Here is a 1,663-nt window from a genome sequence, read left to right on the forward strand (position 1 = left end):
TTTCTTGAGGTCGAAGCCGCCCGTCATCTCGCGAAAAGCCATCGCTTGGTCGGCGTGCTGAGCTTCTGAGGGATAGTTCTCTTCGAGGAAGGCCTTGTACGCCTCGCGATCACCGCGATTGAAAACCTCCAGCCAGGCTGCAAACTTCTGTCCGGCAGGCGTATCCGGTACCTTCACTTGGCCGGAACACGGCACAGAGAGACACAGCAGCCACAGAACAAGCACGGCTTTGACCCGCATAACCATCAGACCTATGAGATATTCCTTTCTAACGGTCAATTTACCTCTCCTTGATGAAAGCGGAGTGTCACCCTCCGCGGGAGATCCGATGGCGTGAGAATCCTGGTTCTCGGCGGAACGCTCTTCCTCGGTCGGCACGTCGTGGACGTCGCGCTTGCCCGGGGGCATGACGTCGTCCTCTTCAACCGCGGCCGGCGGAACCCACACCTTTTTCCCGAGATCGAAAAGCTGTGCGGCGACCGCGACGGGGATCTCGCCGCGCTGCGCGGCCGCCGCTTCGACGCAGTCATCGATCCATCCGGTTACCGACCGGAGCAGGTTCGGGCAGTGGCAGACGTGCTGAGCGGCGCGATTGCCCACTACACCTTCATCTCGAGTATCTCCGTGTACCGAGAGTTCCCTCCACACCGCTCGTTCGACGAGGACGCCCCGCGCGCAGAAGGCGACCAGGGCTACGGAGCGCTCAAGGCACGCTGCGAGGATGCGCTCGAAGAGACCATGCCGGGCCGGGTCGCGCGCGTGCGACCCGGCCTCATTGTGGGGCCGCACGATCCGACGGACCGCTTCACGTACTGGCCTCGCCGGGTTGCGCGCGGCGGCAAGGCGCTCGCGCCCGGCCGTCCCAAACGGCCGGTGCAGGTCGTCGACGTGCGTGATCTTGCCGAATGGTGCGTACGGCTAGCCGAGTACTCCTGCGTCGGAGTCTTCAACGCAGTCGGTCCTCCATCCCCGCTGACGATGGGCAGGGTGCTCGAGGAGTGCGCCGCCGTTACGGAGAGTCCCGCTCGTCTCACGTGGGTCCCGGACGAGGATCTTCTTGCGGCAGGCGTCAAGCCTTGGACGGAGCTTCCCCTCTGGATTCCGGAGAGCGACGCACGGGTCGGCGGGATGCTGCTGGCTGACAACCGGCGGGCGGTCGCGGCAGGCTTGACCTTCCGGCCTCTCGTTGACACGATTCGCGCGACGGTCGAGTGGGATCGCCGTGAAGGTGCGGCCGGACACGACCTTCCGATTCGTGTCACACCGATCAGTCCGGAGCGCGAAGCCGAGCTCCTTGCGCACTATGCATGAACGCCCCGGGCGTTGGCGGCGCCGATCCAGCAGTCGCTCGGTCGAGTGGGGTTCGCGATCGCCTTCTAGTGCGCCAGCCGCGATTCGAACGCGGGACCTTCGGCTCCGGAGGCCGACGCTCTATCCAGCTGAGCTACTGGCGCCTGCTTAAGAATGTCCACTGATCAATGATCAATGATCATTGGACATTGATCATTGATCATTCTTTAGCAGTCGGGGCGAGAGGATTTGAACCTCCGACCTCCTGGTCCCGAACCAGGCGCGCTAACCGGACTGCGCTACGCCCCGAAATTGGCATATTCCCATTGCCAGGCAAGGAAGCTAGAAGCAGAAGAAACCGAATGAAAGGGGA

Annotated in this window: 2 protein-coding genes and 2 tRNA genes; 1 reads left to right on the forward strand and 3 read right to left on the reverse strand. The window is 63.1% G+C overall.

What is annotated here, in order from left to right:
• Nucleotides 1-408 (reverse strand): hypothetical protein (locus VF992_00405; GenBank protein HEX9339626.1); only part of this gene is annotated, 408 nt, incomplete at its 3' end.
• On the opposite strand from VF992_00405, the gene VF992_00410 reads away from it, so the two are divergent.
• Nucleotides 382-1,311, forward strand: coding sequence for an epimerase (locus VF992_00410; protein ID HEX9339627.1), 930 nt, complete (start codon nt 382-384; stop codon nt 1,309-1,311). The genes VF992_00405 and VF992_00410 overlap by 27 nt on opposite strands.
• Before the next feature lie 69 nt (nt 1,312-1,380).
• Here the strand turns inward: VF992_00410 and VF992_00415 are convergent.
• Nucleotides 1,381-1,454: transfer RNA gene (locus tag VF992_00415), tRNA-Arg, on the reverse strand.
• A 70-nt stretch (nt 1,455-1,524) separates the two neighbouring features.
• A tRNA-Pro gene (locus tag VF992_00420) sits at nt 1,525-1,599 on the reverse strand.
• Nucleotides 1,600-1,663 lie beyond the last annotated feature (64 nt).

The organism is Thermoplasmata archaeon, assembly GCA_036395115.1.
Classification (GTDB): Archaea; Thermoplasmatota; Thermoplasmata; order RBG-16-68-12; family RBG-16-68-12; genus RBG-16-68-12.